The following is a 19,302-nucleotide window of genomic DNA, read 5'->3' as shown; positions in this document are numbered from 1 at the left end:
TATTAAATAAGTAAATTTAAATTGAAGGATCGAATTTTGTAAAAAGGGAGAGTGGAACATGCTAAAATATATTGGGAAAAGATTGTTTGCAAGTATATTAACAATATGGGTTGTAATAACGTTAACATTTTTTCTAATGAGACTTATGCCAGGTGGCCCATTTGATAGTGATAAATTGACACCTGAGATTAGAGCTAATATGGAAGCCAAATATGGTATGGACAAATCGCTAGGAGAACAATATGCAATGTACATGAAAAACTTACTTAAAGGAGATTTAGGAGAGTCAATGACATTTAAAGGCAGAAGAGTGTCAGAAACTATTTCATATTCGTTTCCAGCATCAGCAAAAGTTGGATTGGTAAGTGTAGCTTCATCAGTACTTGTAGGAGTAGGTTTTGGAATTATTGCAGCACTTAAAAAAGGTAAGTGGGCAGATTCATTAATTATGCTTTTAGTTACTTTAGGTATTACTATACCAAGCTTTGTAATAGGAGCTGTGCTTATATACTTTTTAACTGTTAATTTAAGGTTATTACCGGCTACAGGATTCAGTAGTTGGAAACATTATATAATGCCTGTTATAGCATTGTCATTGGGATCAATGGCATTTATTACAAGACTTACAAGAAATAAGTTATTAGATGTTTTGAAAGCTGATTATATAAGAACAGCAAAAGCAAAAGGATTAAATGGAAGAAAAGTTATCTTAAAACATGCATTAAGAAATTCATTGATTCCAATAGTTACATATATTGGACCGTTAATAGCAAGTATTCTAACAGGAAGTTTTGTTGTGGAAAAAATATTTGCAATTCCAGGTTTGGGAAATGAATTCATTCAGTCAGTTACAAATAGAGATTATACTATGTTACTAGGTGTTACAGTGTTTTATTGTACAATACTAATAATGCTTAATTTCATAGTTGATATAATGTATGTAGTAATTGACCCAAGAATAAAATTAGAAAACGTAGAGGCTTAGAGGGGGAGAGATTATGGAACAAAAAATAAACTTAGAAAAGGACTTATTTACTCCTCTAACTGAAGAAGAAAAAAAGGTTGACGTTATAGTTAGACCTAGTATTGGTTATTGGAAGGATGCATGGAATAGATTAAAAAGCAATAAGATGGCATTAATATCATTAATAGCAATAATAGTAATAGTAGCGGCTTCTATTTTGATTCCTATGACATCATCATTTAGTTATTCAGAAACAAGTTTAGGAACAGCTAATTTAAGCCCTTCTTCAGAACATTGGTTTGGAACAGACCAATTAGGAAGAGATATATTTGTTAGAGTATTTTACGGAGCTAGATATTCTTTAATAATAGGTATTGCAGCTGCAATAATAAACTTATTTATTGGGGTATTATATGGTGGTATATCAGGATTTTCAGGTGGAAGAGTAGATAACATATTAATGAGAATAGTTGATGTATTATATTCAATTCCATTAACTATATATGTAATAATCTTAATGGCTATTTTAAATAAACCAGGAAGTGGTGGAAGTGGACTATCAACAATTGTGTTAGCGCTTTCTATATCATATTGGATAGGTATGGCGAGAATAGTTAGAGGTGATGTACTTCAATTAAAGCAACAAGAATTTGTTCTTGCAGCAAAGGCATTAGGAGCTTCAAACACTAGAATTTTAATAAGACATTTAATACCAAACTGTATTGGGTCAATAATGGTTACGATGACATTATTAATACCTCAAGCTATCTTTACTGAAGCATTTTTAAGCTTCATAGGACTTGGACTTATCCCACCAAAAGCATCATTAGGTACATTAGCTAATGAAGCAATGAAGGCTATTTACCAATATCCTTATCAATTATTATTCCCATCGTTAATGATTTGTTTAATTATATTAGCATTTAATCTTTTTGGTGATGGATTAAGCGATGCATTAGATCCAAAGAATAAGAGATAGGAGGAGAATAGATAATGGAAAATTTATTAGAAGTAAAAAATTTAGAAACCTCCTTTAAAACCAATGTAGGTGAAGTACATGCAGTAAGAGGTGTATCTTTTTATTTGGAAAAGGGAGAAGCATTAGGAATAGTTGGAGAATCAGGCTGCGGTAAGAGTGTTACTATGATGTCAATTATGAGATTATTGGCTGATAACGGAAGACTTGCAGGCGGTGAAATACATTTTGATGGTAAAGACATTTCAAATGTTAAAGAATCTGAAATGGAAGCTATTAGAGGAAATGATATAGGAATGATATTTCAAGATCCTATGACATCATTAAATCCAGTTTATACAATAGGGGATCAATTAATGGAACCTTTATTAAAACATAGATCAATCAGTAGATCAGAAGCTAAAAAAGAAGCTATTAAAATGCTTGGGTTAGTTGGTATACCTAGTCCTGAAAAGAGAATGAAACAGTATCCTCATGAATTTTCAGGTGGTATGAGACAAAGAGCAATGATAGCTATGAGTTTAATTTGTGAGCCAAAGCTTATTATTGCAGATGAACCAACAACAGCATTAGATGTTACAATTCAAGCTCAAATCCTTGATTTAATGAAGGATTTAAAGGACAAGCTTAATACTTCAATTATATTAATCACTCATGATTTAGGAGTAGTTGCAGACCTTTGTAGTAGAATTAATGTAATGTATGGTGGAATAATAGTAGAAACAGGTTCTAGTGAAGATATATTCTATAGAGGAAGACATCCTTATACTTGGGGACTTTTAAGAAGCGTTCCAAATCCTAAGGAAAATACAAAGGAAAAACTTAAGCCAATTGAAGGACAACCACCAGATTTATTAATGCCACCAGTTGGATGCCCATTTGCTGCTAGATGTGAATATGCGATGAGGATTTGTCTTCAAAAACAACCTCCACAATTTGAAGTAGGAGAAAAGCATAAGGTTGCATGTTGGTTATGCCATGAAGATGCACCAAAAGTTGAATCACCTATAAGGAGGGAAAAATAGTGGAAGATAAAAAGGAAGTAATTTTAGAAATAAAAGATTTATGTAAATACTTTCCTGTTAGTAAGGGCTTATTTAAAGGTACAAGCTATGTTAAGGCAGTAGATAGAGTTTCTTTTACAATAAACAAAGGAGAAACTTTAGGATTAGTAGGTGAATCTGGATGTGGAAAGACAACTACTGGAAGGACAATATTAAAGCTTTATACTCCAACATCAGGACAAATAATATTTAATGGAAAAGATATAACTAATTATTCTATTAAAGAGATGGTTCCACTTAGAAAAGAATTACAAATGATATTTCAAGATCCATATGCATCATTAAATCCAAGAATGACAGTTGGAGATATCATTGGAGAAGCTATAGATGTCCATAATTTATATTCAGGAGAAGCAAGGACAGAAAGAATTAGAAGTCTTTTATCAAAAGTTGGTCTTGCAAGTGATCACATTAATAGATATCCTCATGAGTTCTCAGGTGGTCAAAGACAAAGAATAGGTATTGCTAGAGCTTTGGCTGTTCAACCATCTTTGATTGTATGTGATGAACCAATATCAGCTCTTGATGTTTCAATTCAAGCTCAAGTTATAAATATGCTTGAAGAGCTTCAAGAAGAATTAGGATTAACTTATCTTTTTATTGCACATGACCTTTCAATGGTTAAGCATATATCAACTCATATTGGAGTTATGTATCTTGGAAGAATGGTAGAAAAGGGAGAAAGTAATAAAGTATATTCAGAAGCTATGCATCCTTATACGCAAGCACTACTTTCAGCAGTTCCAATACCAGATCCAGATGCTTCAAAGAATAATAATAGAATAATATTAGAAGGAGATATTCCTTCTCCAATAGATCCACCACCTGGTTGTAGATTCGAAGGTAGATGTAAATATGCAAAACCAATTTGCAAGGAAATTGATCCAGAATTAAAAGAAGTTAAACCAGGACATTTTGTAGCATGTCATCTTTATGATTAAATAATATTTTGCTAAGTGCAAATAATTATAAAATCAAATTTAAGGGGGAAATAATAATGAAAATAAGTAAACTTAAAAAGTTATGCTCAATGGCTTTAGCATTAACTTTAGGAGTTTCAGTTTTAACAGGCTGTGGAGGTGCATCTAATAAGTCAGGTGCAAATGGTAAAGCTATGACTTATAATTTAGGAGCAGATCCAAAGACACTAGATCCAGCATTAACTGCAGCTGTAGATAGTGGTACAGTAATAGTAAATCTTTTTGAAGGTCTTTATAAATTAGATAAAAACAATAAGGCAACACCTGGAATAGCAGAAAGCTATGATTTATCAGCAGATGGAAAAGTTTATACATTCCATTTAAAAAAAGATGCTAAGTGGTCAAACGGAGATGCACTTACAGCTAATGATTTTGAATATGCTTGGAAAAGAGTATTAAATCCAAAAACAGCAGCTGAATATGCATATCAAATGACATATATTAAAGGTGCAGATGATTATAATAAAGGATTAAACAATGCAACAGCAGATAGTGTTGGTGTTAAAGCTACTGATGAAAATACGTTAGAAGTTACTTTAGTTAATCCATGTCCATATTTTGTAGAATTAACAGCTTTTCCTTGTTACTTCCCAGTAAACAAGGCTGTAGTTGAAGGAAATGCAGAATGGGCAAATAAGGCTGAAACCTATGTTTCAAATGGTCCATTTAAAATGACTGACTACAAAATAAAAGATCAAATAGTATTAGATAAAAATTCAAATTATTATGGAGCAGCTAATGTTAAGCTTGATAAGCTAAATATTAAATTAGTTACAGAAGAGACATCTTCATGGGCTAGTTTCCAAACAGGTGATTTTGATATGGTAGAAACTGTTCCAGCTTCAGAAATTCAAGGTGCACTTGCTAATGGAAGTGCTACAAAGTTTGAAAATTTAGGAACTGGATTTTTTGTAGTAAATATCTCAGATAAAGTTGATGCAATTGATCCAGCTGCTGCTAAAGCTTTAAAAGATGCAAAAGTAAGAAAAGCATTAACATATGCTATAGATAGAACACAAATAGTTAAAAATGTACTTAAAGGTGGTCAAGAACCTGCATATAGCCTTATTCCTAAGGGAATTGTAGGACCAGATGGAAAAGACTTTGCTAGTAAAGAATATTTTAAACCAGAAGGTAATTTAGAAGAAGCTAAAAAGCTATTAGCTGAAGCTGGATATCCAAATGGAGAAGGTTTCCCAACTCTTGTAGTACTATATAATCCTGATAGTTCAAATGGAGATTTAGCTCAAGCACTTCAAGATATGTGGAAAACAAATTTAGGAATAACTGTTGAACTTCAAAGCCAAGAATGGAAAGTATTCCAAACTACAAGAACTGCAAAACAATATCAAATAGGAAGACATTCATGGTCTGCTGACTATATAGATCCTATGACATTCTTAGATATGTGGGAAAGCACTTCTGGAATGAATGATGCTGGATATAATAATCCCAAATATGATAAGTTAGTTGAAGCAGCAAAGATAGAGCAAGATGCAACAAAGAGATTTGAATTAATGCATCAAGCAGAAGATGTATTAATGGAAGATATGCCTATAATACCTTTAAACTATAATTCAAAAGTAAAAGGTGTTAAAAGTTATGTAAAAGATGTTAATGTATCACCACTTGGATTCATATACTTTGATAAGGCATATATAGAAGGAAAATAATAATTTAAAGAAAAAGGTCTCCACTAGGAGATCTTTTTTGCTTTTTAAAGTTTATCTATTTTGCTATGTTTTAAGTGAATGTTGACATTGTAATATAAAGCTCATGGACAATGGAATTCACTTTAAGAACTCTAAAATAAATATTGTCCTATTAATGCATGCTCCCAATCAAAGATTGTGACAAGTAATTAATAGGACAATATTTATTAAGAGTTCTACAAAGCAAATTTCAATGCCAGTTCGCCTTTATATTAAAATATCAACATTATTTAAAAACATAGCCATTTATTAAAAAATGAGTTATTAAAAATAGAGATATGATAGAACTCTTAACGAAATTAACCTTCGCATCTAGAGTCAATCATATCTCTATCTTTATTTATGTGTAGTTTATATTATATTAGGAATTAAATATACTATTTAGTTATACCAATAACATCGTCCATGTTATATAACCCAGGATTAGATATATTGCCCATATATTCACAAGCTTTTAATGCTCCGATTGCAAATACCTCTCTTGATATGGCTTTGTGAGATAATTCTATTATTTCACCAGTTCCAGCAAAGATTACATCATGATCTCCTACAATAGAACCACCTCTAATTGCATGTATTCCAATCTCATTTTGTTCTCTTTTAGATGAACCAGAACGTCCATAGACGAACTTAGTTTCTTCTTCTATAGAATCCTTAATTGTATCTGCAAGTAATACTGCAGTACCACTAGGAGCATCTACCTTTTGATTATGGTGTTTTTCTATAATTTCAATATCATAGTTACCATAAAGAAGGGGTGTTACTTTTCTTAATAAAGAATTTATTAAATTAATTCCAAGAGACATGTTAGCTGAACGGAATAGTGGAAGAGATTTACTCTTTTCATCAATTAAAGCTAAGTCGTTACTTGAAAAGCCAGTTGAACATATAACTAAAGGCTTTTTAGTTTTTTCTGTTAAGCTTATTAAAGCAGGTAAAGCTTCAGCTCTTGAAAAATCTAATAAAACATCATAATCTATATCTAAATCTTGTGTATTTTCATATATAGGATAAGAAGTTTGGCTAGGAAATTTATCTATACCAGCAACTATTTCTAAATTTTTAAATTTAGTAGCACATTCAGTAATGACCTTACCCATTTTCCCAGAACAACCATTTAATACTAATTTAATCATTTTATCACCTTATATTAATTTATTTTCTTTTAAAACAGCTTTTAAGATTTCTAAATTCTTTTCTTCCATTTCACAAAGTGGAAGCCTTAAAGGACCTACTTGTAGTCCCATAAGATTCATAGCTGTTTTAACAGGAATTGGATTTGTTTCTATAAATAAAGTATTAGTTAAAGATAATATATCTAAGTGAAGATTTAAAGCTTCATTAAAATTACCTTCTAAACATTTTTGTGTGATTTCGTGAACTTTTTTTGGCATAATATTAGCTAAAACAGAAATAATACCTTTACCACCAAGGGACATAATAGGTATTAATTGATCATCATTACCAGAATAGATATCTATTTTATCTCTGCATAATGCCTTCATTTCAGCTATTTGACTTATATTGCCACTAGCTTCTTTTATAGCAACCACATTACTTAATTTAGATATTTCAACTAAAGTTTTAGGTGAAATATTTACACCGGTTCTTCCAGGTACATTATAAAGAATTATAGGAATATTAACATTTTCGTTTATAGCTTCAAAATGTTTTACTAATCCCTTTTGAGTAGTTTTATTATAATATGGAGTAATTACAAGTAGAGCATCAACGCCAACACTTTGAGCATATTTACTCATTTTTATAGCAGAACTAGTATTGTTTGAACCAGAACCTGCAATTACTGGAATTCTTTTGTTTACCGTATCAACTGTAAATTTAATTACTGTTTTTTTCTCTTCTTCTGTCATTGTAGTAGCTTCACCTGTAGTACCACAAATAACAATAGCATCTGTACCTTCTTTAATGTGCCATTCTAATAAATCTTTTAGCTTATCATAATTTACTCCTTCATTATCAAAAGGAGTAACTATAGCTACACCTGAACCCTCAAATACTGACATTTAAATTCCTCCATTTTTAATTGTTAGATTGGATCATTATTTCAGCAATTTGAATAGCATTAAGAGCTGCTCCTTTTCTTATGTTATCGCCAACAACCCATAGGTTTAAGCCATTGTCAAGGCTGAAGTCTCTTCTAATTCTACCAACATAAACATCATCTTTTCCTGAAACTAAAAGTGGTGTAGGATATTTCAATTCCTTAACATCATCATATACAGTTACACCATTAGTGTTTCTTAATAATTTAAATATATCTTCAATTTCAAATGGAGAGTTAAATTCCACATTTATACTTTCACTATGGCTATTTAATACTGGTACTCTTGCTGTAGTGGCAGTAATTTTAAGATCTGGCATATGAAGAATTTTTCTTGTTTCATTAATCATCTTTTCTTCTTCTTTAGTATAACCATTGTCTAAAAATACATCTATATGAGGTAATACATTACCTGCTATAGGATAAGGGAATTTTTTAGGGGCAATGCCCTTAACTCCATCTTCTAAGTCTTTAATAGCTTGAATACCAGCTCCAGATACTGCTTGGTAAGTAGAATAAACTATTCTTTTAATTCCATATTTGTCATTTAAAGCTTTAATAATAGGCATAGCTTGAATTGTTGAACAATTTGGATTAGCAATTATTCCATTATGAAGTTTTATATCTTCAGGATTAACTTCTGGTACTACAAGTGGTACCTTTGGATCCATTCTCCAAGCACTACTATTATCAATTACTACAGCTCCATATGAAGCAAAAACAGGTGAAAATTCTTTACTTGCATCTCCACCAGCTGAAAAAAGTGCATAATCTATTTTTTTGTCTTTTATATTCTTTTCACAAGTTTCCTCAACAAGATAATCCTTTCCTTTAAATTTTAATGTCTTACCTTCTGATCTCTTAGATGCAAAAAGATATAAATTTCTTACTGGAAAGTCTCTTTGTTCTAAAATTTCTAAAAATTTTCTTCCTACATTTCCAGTAGCCCCAACTATTGCGATATTATACACGATAATCCCTCCTAATTTATTGTTTTACAAATTATCTAATATACAAATACTATAGTTAAATATGATGAAAATATCAAGTATATACGAGTAAATAAGTGAAATTTTTTAATACCATTTTATATTTTAGTACATACTAATATTATATTTAGAACATATTATTAATAAAAAGAACAAGTGATGAATTTATAAAAAACATTTATATTCTTTATAAAATTTTGTTATAAAGAGTATCTATATACTTTAATTTTGGTAAGACTTTATAAATATAGTGTAAAAGCTTGCATAGCTATTAAATTTAGAGATGCCATGCATTTATTCTAAAAATGTAGCTATAATATAAATAGTTTAGAAGGAAGTGTATAACTGTGAGTAGTACGCCATTAAAAAAAATAATAAAATCTAAGATTAAATCTAATAAGGAACTTACAGATATTGAAAAGATGAGAGAAAAACTTAAATATGAAATTGCAAATGAATTAGGTTTAAGTGATAAGGTAAATAAAGAAGGCTGGGGTGGGCTTTCAGCAGAAGAAACAGGACGTATTGGTGGACTTATGACAAAACGTAAAAAGGCGCTTAAAATGCCAACTAATAATCAAATACTAGAAAAAGAAAAAAAGTAATACTAGCAAGACATAAGCATATATATAACAACATATAATATAGACGTTGACTAATGAGTGATTAAGATATAATATAATTGGTGGAATAATTATATTAAGGATGGTTAACAACTTATGGCATATGGAGAATTTGCGAATATTTATGATAAACTTATATATGAAGATATTGATTATGATTTAGTTGGAGATAGAATTATAGATTTATGTAAAGAAAACAATATAGAGTGTGAAGATTATTTAGACGTAGCTTGTGGGACAGGTAATGTATCAATAAATGTAGCTAAATATTTTAAAAACACTTATGCTGTGGACTTATCAGATGATATGTTAAATGTAGCTTTTAATAAATTTAAGAAAAATAAAATTAAAGCAAAAATTATATGTCAAGATATGTGTGAATTATCTTTAAATTATAAATTTAATCTTATAACATCTGTACTTGACTCAACAAACTATATTACAGACTATGAAGATTTAATTTCATATTTTAAAGGTGTATATAATCATTTAAAAGAAGAGGGTTTATTTATATTTGATATAAACTCTTATTATAAATTATCAACAGTGCTTGGAAATAATATTTATACATATAATTCAGAAGATGTTTTTTATACATGGGAAAATGTATTTGAAGAAGAAATATTAAATATGTTTTTAACATTTTTTGTTAAGCAAGATAATGAATTGTATGAAAAATTTGAAGAAGAACATTTTGAAAGAGCTTACAAAGAAGAAGAAATCGAAAATGCTTTAAATACATGTGGATTTAAAATGATTGGAAAATTTGAAGGATATTTTAATAAAGATGTAGAGAAAGAAAGCGAAAGAATAGTTTACGTTGTAAGGAAATAATGGAGGCGATATTTATGAAAGATAAAATTGTTAGAGCAACAGCCAAACAAGGTATGGTTAGAATAATTGGAGGGATTACAACCAATTTAGTAAACGAAGGTAGTAAAATACATGATTGTACTCCAGTAGCAAGTGCTGCACTAGGAAGAATGCTTACAGCAGGAACTTTAATGGGTACTACTTTAAAATCAGATAAGGAATCTATTACACTAAAAATAAATGGTGGAGGAGAAGCAAAGGGCATAACAGTAACTACACATAATGATGCTTGTGTTAAGGGCTTTATAGGCAATCCTTATATAGATAGAGAACTTAATGATAAAGGCAAACTAGATGTTGGTGGTGCTATTGGAAAAGATGGACTTTTATATGTAATAAAAGATTTAGGATTAAAAGATCCATATGTGGGTCAAGTACCTATATATAGTGGAGAAATTGCTGAAGATTTTGCATATTATTTTACAGTATCAGAACAAACTCCATCAGCAGTATCTTTAGGAGTACTAGTTGATAAGGACTTATCAGTAAAAGCAGCAGGTGGATTTATAGTTCAAATGATGCCAGGTGCAGATCCTCTTTTAGCTGATTTAGTAACATATAGATTAGAAGAAATTCCACCTATTACAACATTAATATCAGAAGGAAAAACTATAGAAGAGATATTAGAATATATATTTGAAGGTATGGAGTTAAACATACTAGATTCTTTATATCCTGAATATAAATGTGATTGTTCTAAGGATAAGGTAGAGAAGGCTTTAATATCTATTGGAAAAGATGATCTAGAGGAAATATATAATGAAGGCAAAAGTGAAGAAATAGTTTGTAATTTTTGTAATACTAAATATAAATTCTCTACTGAAGATATAGAGAATTTATTAAAGAATAGTAGAAAATAAGTTGTTAGGCATATTGATTTGTCATTTTTAAAAATATGCCTAAATTAACAGTGCAGAGTTAAAAAGGTGCTTTGACCAGCTAAGGTTGAAGCATCTTTTTTTATTTATAAGTAACACTTAATTAGGCATATGAAATAACAAGTCAAATATACTAGCATACTAACTTGTTATTTTTTTTGAATATGACTTAATTAGGAACACAAAAAAAATCAAAATCATATTATTATATAGTGGATATGATTAAAGACATTAAAGAATGGCTAAAGGATAAGCAAACTACCTCTGTCTATTAATTTACCTTTTCTTAAAGCGATTGGGGAGACATCATATTTGTATAAAAACTTTTTAATTTTATCACCCCACTCATAATTATTTAAATCACCAAAGAAAGCTATCATATCTTTAGATATCATTCCGCCAGTTCCACCTATAAATCCATAGTTTAGTGAAGGAAGGATTATATCACTTGGAGGAAGTAGAAGAACATCAAAATCAAATTTAATTAAATTTTTATAAATTCCAACGTCACTTGTTATTAGCGCCTTGTCCCTAATAGGTAGAATTGAACATTTAGTATAACCCTGAGGTACATTAATAAGTTCTTTAAAGTCTTGAGATTTTAAAAGATTTTCATCAGTGTATTTAAGGTTATGTATAAAATAATTATCTAGAATTAAAGAATTTAAAATAATATTTCCTGGATATGTATTAGACAAGGATATTTTTGAAATAATATATTTTATGTTCTTATGATCTAGTAATTTTCTGAAAGTTTCAGGAATATCTTTATGTACAATTACTTGAATTGATGAATTGTTTTTTAGTAAATTTAATTGAATGTCAGGATGCCCATCTATTGCTTCATATACATAAGGACATTTAGGAATTAATATAGGTTCAAGGTGTAGTTTTAGTAGGTTATTTAGTTCTTCTTTAGTAGCTCTATAATCGATAAAACAGTACATAGTAATGCTCCTTTCGTATACCTAATATTAAATTCATATAAAAAAGTTACTACAAGATTAATAAAAATACAATAGATTATTGTGATATAGATTAAGAAATCTATTATTTGCATAAGTGATGTCAATTTACTACATACTAATATTAAGAAGGGAGTGAAATCCATGCTTGTTTTAAAATTAGCTTATAATGAGGAATTAGATTTTGTTGGAGAGTTGCAAGAGCTAAGAGAATTACTAAAGAAAAAGGATATAATTATAGGATTAGTTGAAAGTATTGAAGGAAAAACTCATATTATCAAAATTATTTGTGAAGAAGAAGTTTATAATGACAAGGTAAAAGATATTATTAATTTATATGTAAGTAATATTTTATATAGAATAGTAATTGATAATTATAGAAAAAAAGAAATGCTTGAATTTTTAACTGATAGTTATTTCTTTCTAAAGCAAGATGAAATATTAGAAGTTGAAGATGAGATAATAAAAGTATTAAAATGTGAAGATATGTTAAAAGATAGCAATTCAATATATTATTTAAATAAGATGAATGGAATTATAGAAGAAATAAGAGAATGTATAAAGGAAAAGCAAGAAATTAATATAAATGGTTTTATTACATTTAGAATGAAAAAACTTAGAGAGGATATAGAAAAAATCATACAAAAAATTGTGGAGAATTATATAGTAGAAAAAGAGTATAAGGAATTTGTAAAATTATTAAAATATTTTGTTGATATACAAGAAAGCAAGATAGATAAAATAAATATAATTATTGAAGAAGGTGGAGGATATATAGTAACAGACGATTGTGGGAAAGATCTATTACAAGAATTCATAAAGGAATTTGCAGACTGCAAAAAGGTTGCTGATGTGAATACAGAAGATATACTAATAAGTGGTTTAATAACTAATACTCCTAAAATTATAGTGATTCATAAAAAGGAAAATTCGACAAATAAAGAGTTCTTAGATACGATAAATAATGTGTTTGGAGAAAGAGTACAATATTGTTTAGGGTGTAGTGAATGCAATACAATAAAAATAAATTATAAAAAATATTGACACATTAAATAAATGATGATAGAATAAGTTTTGTTAAGAAGAAACAAGCCGTTTCTCACCCTACAGTGTTAATTACTACTGGTATGGTTGTATATCTCTAGATTTCAAAGTAGTGATAGTATAAGACGGCATGTTGCCGTCTTTTTATTATGTATATAGTTTTCGGAGGTGAAAAGTATTAATAAAGATTTTTTTATTAATGAAGAAATAAGACAAAAAGAACTAAGAGTAGTTGCAAGTGATGGATCACAGTTAGGTGTGATTTCTTCAAGGGAAGCAATGGAAATTGCTGAAAAAGAAGAATTAGATTTAGTTATGATTTCACCTAATGCAAACCCTCCAGTGTGTAAAATTATGGACTTTGGTAAGTTCGTATATGAACAATCTAAAAAAGAAAAAGAAGCAAAGAAAAAGCAAAAAGTTATAAGTATTAAAGAAGTAAGGGTTAGCCTTACTATAGAAGAACATGATATTGAAATAAAAGCTAAAAATGCTAGAAAGTTCTTATTAGATGGAGATAAAGTTAAAATCACTGTTAGGTTTAGAGGAAGAGAGATGGAACTTACTCATATTGGGCAAGGAATTCTAAACAACTTCGCTAATAAATTACAGGATGTCTGCCTAATTGAAAAACATCCAAAAAAAGAAGGCAGAAATATGACAATGGTTTTAGGCCCTAAAAAGGCATAACTTGAGAGGAGGATTTTATCATGCCAAAAATGAAAAGTCATAGAGGTGCAGCAAAGAGATTTAAGAAGACAGGTACAGGAAAGCTTAAGAGAGCGAAAGCATTCAAGAGCCATATCCTAACAAAGAAGAGTTCTAAGACAAAAAGAAATCTTAGAAAAGCTGGCTACGTGTCAAAATCACAAGAAAAAGTAATGAAGAAATTATTACCATATCTATAATTCGCAATAGATTACAGGAGGTTTAAAGCATGGCAAGAGTAAAAAGAGCAAAAAACGCTCGTAAGAATCATAAAAAGGTTTTAAAACTTGCAAAGGGATACTACGGTGGAAAAAGTAAGTTATTTAAAACAGCTAATGAATCAGTAATTAGAGCATTAAGAAATTCTTATGTTGGAAGAAAGAACAAGAAGAGAGATTATAGAAGCTTATGGATTGCTAGAATAAATGCAGCAACAAGACTAAGTGGTCTTTCATATTCAAAATTTATGAATGGAATCAAATTAGCAGGAATTGATATAAACAGAAAAATGTTATCAGAGATAGCTATAAATGATCCTAAAGCGTTTGCTGATTTAGTAGAAGTAGCTAAAAAACAAATAAACGCTTAATTCAAAATGCGACTTAGGTCGCATTTTATTTATATACTGAAAAAAATATGTAAATGGAATATAAGGCATATTCAAAAAAATAACAAATCAGTTACTAGTCTATTTTGAGTCATACTGTGTCGGTAAAATCAGCTAATAGACGAGCTATAGCTAAGATTACCTTCTTTTCTGACATAAAGTGAAACTTTTCATGTGGAGTTTTATACTCCAGATGAATTTAGTTGAACTTATCTTAAGGCAAAATATACTTCGCATCTTTGAATTGTTGTTTTCTTTTATATGCTTAAAGTTATTTTTAATGTCAAATGATGTTATTTATAGAAAATATTTGATTTAAATGAACTTTAGAAAAACTTATTATATAAATATAAAATTTACATAAAATTATTTATAAAGAGATAAAATATGTGGAAAAGATTATTTTATCTGGAATAAAATTAACCTTTTTGAGGTGATTATATGTCAAAAAGTCTAACAAAAAAAACACGACTAAATGTAGTTCAAGTATTATCATTGGGCTTTGCATTAGTTATATTAAGTGGAGCAATTTTACTTAGTTTACCTATTTCATCTTCATCTGGTGAGTATACTAATTTTATTGATGCTATTTTTACATCAACATCAGCAGTATGCGTTACAGGTCTTGTTACACTAGATACAGGAACTTATTGGAATACTTTTGGTCAAGTAGTAATTATACTTCTAATAGAAATAGGTGGATTAGGATTCATGTCTCTTACTACATTTATTGCAATACTTCTTGGGAAAAAAATAACATTAAGAGATAGATTGCTTATACAAGAAGCTATGAATACTTTTAACCTTGAGGGACTTGTAAAAATGGTTAAATATGTATTTGCATTAACGTTTACCGTTCAGTTTTTTGGGGCGTTATTATTATCTACACAATTTGTACCACAATTTGGAATAGTGAAAGGTGCTTTTTATAGTATATTCCATTCAATATCTGCTTTTTGTAATGCAGGATTTGATTTATTTGGACATTTTAATAGTTTAGTTGGATATTCAAGTAATATTATTATTATTTTTACAATAAGTGCGTTGATAATTATTGGAGGGCTAGGCTTTACTGTTTGGCTTGAAATATATAACTATAGAGGCTCTAAAAAACTATCTATTAATTCAAAAATGGTAATTTTAGTTACAATTTCATTGCTTGTAGGTGGATTTTTATTAATATTACTTTTTGAATATAACAATCCAAATACATTAGGAGACATGAGTTTTAAAGATAAGTTATTGAATTCTTTTTTTGCATCTGTATCTCCAAGGACAGCAGGATTTAATAGTATGTCCACTGATGGAATGACAATGTCAGGTAAATTAATAACAATAATATTAATGTTTATTGGTGGGTCATCTGGTTCCACAGCAGGAGGATTGAAAACAGCTACATTTGGAATTTTAGTGTTAACTGTAATATCTGTATTAAAAGGTAGAGAAGATACTGAGGTTTTTGAAAGAAGATTTTCAAAAGATATAGTATATAAGGCTTTCACATTACTTTTTATTGCAATTATGATAGTTATGGTTGCTACAATGATTCTTACAGTAACAGAAACAGGTCAATCTTTTATAAATTTACTTTATGAAGCAACATCTGCTTTCGGAACTGTTGGATTAACTACAGGAGTAACACAACAATTATCATTAGGCGGAAAATTAATAATAATTCTTACAATGTATTGTGGTAGAGTAGGTCCATTAACAGTAATTTTAGCCTTATTAAATAGGAAGAAGAAAACTGGATATAAATATCCAGAAGGAAAGATATTAATTGGATAGGAGATGACTTAGCCTTGGCAAATAAACAATTCGTTGTAATTGGTCTTGGAAGATTTGGTACTTCAGTTGCACAAACTTTATATGAGTTAGGAAATGATGTTTTAGTTATAGATAAGGATGAAGATATAATTCAAGAGATTTCAGATAATGTTACGCATGCAGTGCAAATGGATTCAACTGACGAAAATGCATTAAGAACGTTAGGACTTAGAAATTTTGATGTTGCGATAGTTACGATAGGATCTAATATTCAAGCTAGTGTTATGGTAACTTTACTAGTAAAAGAATTAGGAGTTAAGTATATAATAGCAAAAGCAAATAGTAAATTGCATGCTAAAGTATTATATAAAATTGGTGCAGATAGAGTTATTTTACCAGAACAAGATATGGGAGTTAGAGTAGCACATAATTTAGTTTCTACAAGTATACTAGATTATATTGAATTATCTTCTGATTATAGCATAATGGAAATTGAAGCTATAAGTGACTGGGATGGTAAGAGCTTAAGAGAAATAAAGTTAAGAAGTCAATATGGAATAAATGTTATGGCAATTAAAAAGGGTGACGATATAAATATTTCACCGCTACCAGATGATATTGTAAATGCTAAGGACATAATAGTTGCCATTGGTTCAGCAGAAGACTTAAGTAAACTTGAAGGAATGATATTAAGATTAGATTAGGCATATTCAAAAAAATAACAAGTAAGTCAGCTAGTCTATCTTTGACTTATTATTTTTTTTCTATATTCCTTAATTGAGGTGTACGCTTTGATTTTTATTGAAAGTAAAGATAATGTTTTGTATAAAGAAACAAAAAAACTTAAAGAACGAAGAAATAGAAGTAAAACCAATAAGTATGTAATTGAAGGATTTAGGTTAATAGATGAAGGATTTAAAGCAAAATTAAATATTGATTATTTAATTTTAACAGAAGAAGGTAATGAAAAAATTGAACGCTTTCTTGGCAATAATATAAAAGAAGATACAAAAATATATTGTATCTCTGATAATTTATTTAAAGATCTTACGTCTACAGAAAATCCTCAAGGAATTATCGCTGTGGTTAGTATGAAAAAAAACAATTTTAATTCTTATGGAAATTTTTATTTGCTTTGTGATAAATTACAAGACCCTGGGAATCTTGGAACTATAATTAGAACTGCACACGCAGCAGGTGTTAATGGAATAATACTTACTAAGGGAACAGTGGATATTTATAATGAAAAGACGATAAGAGCAACTATGGGTTCATTATTTTATATTCCAATTTATTATGATGAAGATTTATCGTTAATTAAACAATTAAAACAAGATGGATTTAAATTAGTTGTAACTTCTCTTGAAAGCAGTGAAGATTTTTTTAAAGAAGAACTAAAAGGAAAAGTTATACTAACGGTTGGAAATGAAGGAAATGGTGTGTCAGATGAAGTTTTAAGTTTAGCAGATAGTAGAGTCAAGATACCAATGCCAGGTGGTGCGGAATCTTTGAATGTTGCTATAGCCACATCAATTATCATTTATGAAAAAGTTAGGCAGAATTCTTTTTAATTATATATATGTTCTAATTAAGTTAATACATTTATAATCTTATATATATATTAATTTTAATAATGTATTGAAATTAAATTGATTTATTTGTATAATTATACTGAATTAAATATTAAAAAACTATGAACGAGAGAGTAGATATTAGGAAATTTTCAGGGAGAAGAGGCCATAGACTGGAAGCCTTTTTAAATGAAATGATATTGAAGTTCACTCAGGAGTTCTAGCTATGAAATTTTTAGTAGTAGCTAGCGGTAATGCCGTTAAAATATTAAGTTGGATTCTTATATTTTATAAGTTTCAATTAGGGTGGTAACGCGGATAATTCGTCCCTTTTATGAGGGGGATGAATTTTTTTTGCTTAAAAATAAGCTAATATTACCGACGCAGTATGACACGAAATATACGTTGCATGCTGATTTGTTATTTATTTTAATGTGCCTAATAAGGCATAGGTCTAAAAACTACATAATTAAATAGATTTTGAAAGGAGAACAAAGATATGAAAGAGAAACTTAAAGAAATTCAAGAAGCTGCATTAAAGAAACTTGAATCAGTTTCAAAAATTAGTGAATTAGAAGAAATAAGAGTTAAAGTTTTAGGTAAAAAAGGAGAACTTACTACAATACTAAGAGGAATGGGTGGCTTATCAGCAGAAGAAAGACCTTTAGTAGGTAAGTTAGTTAATGAAGCTAAGAGTGCAGTAGAAGAAAAAATAGAAGCTATCGCTAAGGAAATAAAAGCAATAGAAAAGAATAAGAAACTTGCTAGTGAGGTTATAGATATTTCTCTTCCAGGAAACAAAAAAGTTATAGGAAAGAGACATCCTTTAGACTTAACACTACAAAGTATGAAAGAAATTTTTATTTCAATGGGATTTACTGTTGAAGAAGGTCCAGAAGTAGAGCTTGATCATTATAATTTTGAAGCATTAAATATTCCTAAAGATCATCCAGCAAGAAGTGAGCAAGATACATTCTATATAAATGACAATATAGTTTTAAGAACTCAAACTTCTCCAGTTCAAATTAGAACAATGGAAAAGCAAGAACCGCCAATAAAAATGATCTCTCCAGGAAAAGTATATAGATCAGATGCAGTAGATGCAACTCATTCACCTATATTTTATCAAATGGAAGGTTTAGTTATTGATAAAGGAGTTACTTTTGCAGATTTAAAAGGAACTTTAGAATTATTTGCAAAGAAGATGTTTGGTGATAAAGTAGTAACTAAATTTAGACCACATCATTTTCCATTTACTGAACCATCAGCTGAAATGGATGCAACTTGTTTTGTATGTGGAGGAGAAGGCTGTAGAGTATGTAAAGGTAGTGGCTGGATAGAAGTACTTGGATGTGGAATGGTACATCCAAACGTATTAAGAAATTGTGGAATAGATCCTGAAGTTTATAGTGGATTTGCTTTTGGATTCGGTGTTGATAGAATGGTAATGTTAAAGTACGGTATAGATGACATAAGATTATTATATGAAAGTGACATGAGATTTTTAAATCAATTCTAG

General features: G+C 29.3%; 20 protein-coding genes and 1 other annotated feature. Of the genes, 16 read left to right on the top strand and 4 right to left on the bottom strand.

Annotated features, from left to right (window positions below):
* The first annotated feature begins 58 nt into the window (after positions 1 to 58).
* From BM027_RS04985 to BM027_RS04965, 5 genes are read left to right on the top strand one after another with little or no spacing between them, the layout of a single operon-like run.
* Complete coding sequence (locus tag BM027_RS04985; protein WP_090089389.1) at positions 59 to 985, top strand: ABC transporter permease; 927 nt, start codon at positions 59 to 61, stop codon at positions 983 to 985.
* 13 nt (positions 986 to 998) lie between these two features.
* Positions 999 to 1,943, top strand: coding sequence for an ABC transporter permease (locus BM027_RS04980; protein WP_090089388.1), 945 nt, complete (start codon positions 999 to 1,001; stop codon positions 1,941 to 1,943).
* 14 nt (positions 1,944 to 1,957) lie between these two features.
* Positions 1,958 to 2,965 carry an ABC transporter ATP-binding protein gene (locus BM027_RS04975; protein ID WP_090089387.1) on the top strand — a complete coding sequence of 336 codons (1,008 nt, stop codon included), beginning with the start codon at positions 1,958 to 1,960 and terminating at the stop codon, positions 2,963 to 2,965.
* Positions 2,965 to 3,945 (top strand): ABC transporter ATP-binding protein, encoded by a 981-nt coding sequence (locus BM027_RS04970; protein WP_090089386.1) that lies wholly within the window; start codon positions 2,965 to 2,967, stop codon positions 3,943 to 3,945. Before BM027_RS04975 ends, BM027_RS04970 begins: the two co-directional genes overlap by 1 nt.
* A gap of 56 nt (positions 3,946 to 4,001) precedes the next feature.
* Positions 4,002 to 5,657 (top strand): peptide ABC transporter substrate-binding protein, encoded by a 1,656-nt coding sequence (locus BM027_RS04965; RefSeq protein ID WP_090089385.1) that lies wholly within the window; start codon positions 4,002 to 4,004, stop codon positions 5,655 to 5,657.
* A gap of 416 nt (positions 5,658 to 6,073) precedes the next feature.
* Here BM027_RS04965 and dapB read toward each other — a convergent pair whose 3' ends face one another.
* From dapB to BM027_RS04950, 3 genes are read right to left on the bottom strand one after another with little or no spacing between them, the layout of a single operon-like run.
* The gene (gene dapB / locus BM027_RS04960; RefSeq protein WP_090089381.1) at positions 6,074 to 6,832 is read right to left on the bottom strand and encodes a 4-hydroxy-tetrahydrodipicolinate reductase; all 759 of its coding nucleotides are present in this window, start codon (positions 6,830 to 6,832) and stop codon (positions 6,074 to 6,076) included.
* 9 nt (positions 6,833 to 6,841) lie between these two features.
* On the bottom strand, positions 6,842 to 7,720 hold the full coding sequence (dapA, locus tag BM027_RS04955) for a 4-hydroxy-tetrahydrodipicolinate synthase (protein WP_090089379.1): 879 nt from the start codon (positions 7,718 to 7,720) through the stop codon (positions 6,842 to 6,844).
* Positions 7,721 to 7,736: 16 nt separating this feature from the next.
* Positions 7,737 to 8,729: an aspartate-semialdehyde dehydrogenase gene (locus BM027_RS04950; protein WP_090089376.1), complete on the bottom strand. Its 993-nt coding sequence runs from the start codon at positions 8,727 to 8,729 to the stop codon at positions 7,737 to 7,739.
* A gap of 365 nt (positions 8,730 to 9,094) precedes the next feature.
* Here BM027_RS04950 and BM027_RS04945 point away from each other — a divergent pair, with 365 nt between their 5' ends.
* From BM027_RS04945 to hslO, 3 genes are all read left to right on the top strand, one after another.
* A complete protein-coding gene (locus tag BM027_RS04945) occupies positions 9,095 to 9,352 on the top strand; it encodes an alpha/beta-type small acid-soluble spore protein (RefSeq protein WP_090089366.1) in 258 nt (85 codons plus the stop codon).
* A gap of 114 nt (positions 9,353 to 9,466) precedes the next feature.
* Complete coding sequence (locus BM027_RS04940) at positions 9,467 to 10,204, top strand: class I SAM-dependent DNA methyltransferase (protein ID WP_090089364.1); 738 nt, start codon at positions 9,467 to 9,469, stop codon at positions 10,202 to 10,204.
* 14 nt (positions 10,205 to 10,218) lie between these two features.
* Positions 10,219 to 11,103: an Hsp33 family molecular chaperone HslO gene (gene hslO / locus BM027_RS04935; protein ID WP_090089361.1), complete on the top strand. Its 885-nt coding sequence runs from the start codon at positions 10,219 to 10,221 to the stop codon at positions 11,101 to 11,103.
* A gap of 260 nt (positions 11,104 to 11,363) precedes the next feature.
* On the opposite strand, the gene BM027_RS04930 is transcribed toward hslO, so the two are convergent.
* Positions 11,364 to 12,068, bottom strand: a complete 705-nt coding sequence (locus tag BM027_RS04930) for a DUF6873 family GME fold protein (protein ID WP_090089360.1) — start codon at positions 12,066 to 12,068, stop codon at positions 11,364 to 11,366.
* Between the two features lie 162 nt (positions 12,069 to 12,230).
* On the opposite strand from BM027_RS04930, the gene ytxC reads away from it, so the two are divergent.
* From ytxC to pheS, 8 genes are all read left to right on the top strand, one after another.
* Positions 12,231 to 13,130: a putative sporulation protein YtxC gene (gene ytxC, locus BM027_RS04925; RefSeq protein WP_090089358.1), complete on the top strand. Its 900-nt coding sequence runs from the start codon at positions 12,231 to 12,233 to the stop codon at positions 13,128 to 13,130.
* Positions 13,131 to 13,298: 168 nt separating this feature from the next.
* Complete coding sequence (infC, locus tag BM027_RS04920; protein WP_090089356.1) at positions 13,299 to 13,820, top strand: translation initiation factor IF-3; 522 nt, start codon at positions 13,299 to 13,301, stop codon at positions 13,818 to 13,820.
* 20 nt (positions 13,821 to 13,840) lie between these two features.
* Entirely contained in the window at positions 13,841 to 14,038 is a 198-nt protein-coding gene (rpmI, locus tag BM027_RS04915; protein ID WP_090089354.1) for a 50S ribosomal protein L35, read from the top strand.
* 29 nt (positions 14,039 to 14,067) lie between these two features.
* Positions 14,068 to 14,427 carry a 50S ribosomal protein L20 gene (gene rplT, locus BM027_RS04910; RefSeq protein WP_090089351.1) on the top strand — a complete coding sequence of 120 codons (360 nt, stop codon included), beginning with the start codon at positions 14,068 to 14,070 and terminating at the stop codon, positions 14,425 to 14,427.
* Between the two features lie 459 nt (positions 14,428 to 14,886).
* Positions 14,887 to 16,233, top strand: a complete 1,347-nt coding sequence (locus BM027_RS04905) for a TrkH family potassium uptake protein (RefSeq protein WP_090089349.1) — start codon at positions 14,887 to 14,889, stop codon at positions 16,231 to 16,233.
* Between the two features lie 14 nt (positions 16,234 to 16,247).
* On the top strand, positions 16,248 to 16,916 hold the full coding sequence (locus tag BM027_RS04900; RefSeq protein WP_090089347.1) for a potassium channel family protein: 669 nt from the start codon (positions 16,248 to 16,250) through the stop codon (positions 16,914 to 16,916).
* An 87-nt stretch (positions 16,917 to 17,003) separates the two neighbouring features.
* Entirely contained in the window at positions 17,004 to 17,783 is a 780-nt protein-coding gene (locus BM027_RS04895) for a TrmH family RNA methyltransferase (RefSeq protein WP_090089345.1), read from the top strand.
* Positions 17,784 to 17,896: 113 nt separating this feature from the next.
* Positions 17,897 to 18,117 (top strand) — a binding site (T-box leader).
* A gap of 165 nt (positions 18,118 to 18,282) precedes the next feature.
* Positions 18,283 to 19,302, top strand: coding sequence for a phenylalanine--tRNA ligase subunit alpha (gene pheS, locus BM027_RS04890; protein ID WP_090089342.1), 1,020 nt, complete (start codon positions 18,283 to 18,285; stop codon positions 19,300 to 19,302).

The sequence above is a fragment of the Clostridium uliginosum genome (assembly GCF_900112485.1).
Taxonomy (GTDB): domain Bacteria; phylum Bacillota; class Clostridia; order Clostridiales; family Clostridiaceae; genus Clostridium; species Clostridium uliginosum.
Note: the sequence above shows the minus strand (reverse complement) of the source record. Positions and strands in the feature narration are given on the sequence as shown.

Excerpts from the sequence above, each read along its gene's own strand:
- hslO (WP_090089361.1), top strand. The coding sequence starts at position 10,219 with ATGAAAGATAAAATTGTTAGAGCAACAGCCAAACAAGGTATGGTTAGA.
- BM027_RS04975 (WP_090089387.1), top strand. The coding sequence starts at position 1,958 with ATGGAAAATTTATTAGAAGTAAAAAATTTAGAAACCTCCTTTAAAACC.
- rplT (WP_090089351.1), top strand. The coding sequence starts at position 14,068 with ATGGCAAGAGTAAAAAGAGCAAAAAACGCTCGTAAGAATCATAAAAAG.
- BM027_RS04965 (WP_090089385.1), top strand. The coding sequence starts at position 4,002 with ATGAAAATAAGTAAACTTAAAAAGTTATGCTCAATGGCTTTAGCATTA.
- BM027_RS04930 (WP_090089360.1), bottom strand. The coding sequence starts at position 12,068 with ATGTACTGTTTTATCGATTATAGAGCTACTAAAGAAGAACTAAATAAC.
- rpmI (WP_090089354.1), top strand. The coding sequence starts at position 13,841 with ATGCCAAAAATGAAAAGTCATAGAGGTGCAGCAAAGAGATTTAAGAAG.
- dapA (WP_090089379.1), bottom strand. The coding sequence starts at position 7,720 with ATGTCAGTATTTGAGGGTTCAGGTGTAGCTATAGTTACTCCTTTTGAT.
- ytxC (WP_090089358.1), top strand. The coding sequence starts at position 12,231 with ATGCTTGTTTTAAAATTAGCTTATAATGAGGAATTAGATTTTGTTGGA.
- BM027_RS04940 (WP_090089364.1), top strand. The coding sequence starts at position 9,467 with ATGGCATATGGAGAATTTGCGAATATTTATGATAAACTTATATATGAA.
- BM027_RS04980 (WP_090089388.1), top strand. The coding sequence starts at position 999 with ATGGAACAAAAAATAAACTTAGAAAAGGACTTATTTACTCCTCTAACT.
- pheS (WP_090089342.1), top strand. The coding sequence starts at position 18,283 with ATGAAAGAGAAACTTAAAGAAATTCAAGAAGCTGCATTAAAGAAACTT.
- dapB (WP_090089381.1), bottom strand. The coding sequence starts at position 6,832 with ATGATTAAATTAGTATTAAATGGTTGTTCTGGGAAAATGGGTAAGGTC.
- BM027_RS04905 (WP_090089349.1), top strand. The coding sequence starts at position 14,887 with ATGTCAAAAAGTCTAACAAAAAAAACACGACTAAATGTAGTTCAAGTA.
- BM027_RS04985 (WP_090089389.1), top strand. The coding sequence starts at position 59 with ATGCTAAAATATATTGGGAAAAGATTGTTTGCAAGTATATTAACAATA.